General features: G+C 38.8%; 1 protein-coding gene. It reads left to right on the plus strand.

What is annotated here, in order from left to right:
* Nucleotides 1-182 precede the first annotated feature (182 nt).
* Nucleotides 183-461: phage holin family protein (locus ACTJLE_RS06580; protein ID WP_481267917.1), on the plus strand; the 279-nt coding region annotated here is incomplete at its 3' end.

Genomic DNA, 461 nt, shown 5'->3' on the forward strand with positions numbered 1-461 from the left:
GAGTAGTCATGTGTTGAAAAATAATATCAGTTGAAATACTGAAATGTTGAAATGTTGAAATGCTGAAATGCTAGGGCAGGTGTGGGTTAAACCATGCCTGCCCTTTTTTATTACTTTCTACTTTTTGTTTTTTGTTTTTATAAGAGTACTGGCAAATGTTAGGAAAACTTGTAAGGAGAATTATGAGAGGATTTTGGAATATTGCTCAACTGGCTTTCACACTGGTAGGCGGCTGGCTGGGATACTTTTTAGGCGGATGCGACGGGCTGATCCTCGCACTCGTTTTATTTGTGGTTGCGGATTATATTACAGGCGTGATGTGTGCTGTTACGGATAAGAAACTGTCTAGCAGCATTGGTTTTAAGGGCATTTTTAGAAAGGTGCTCATTTTTATGCTTGTTGGCATAGCAAACATTATAGATTTTCATGTTTTAAAGCAAGGAAGCGTGATTAGAACCGCG

This window comes from Gardnerella sp. CCPDSM (assembly GCF_056754715.1).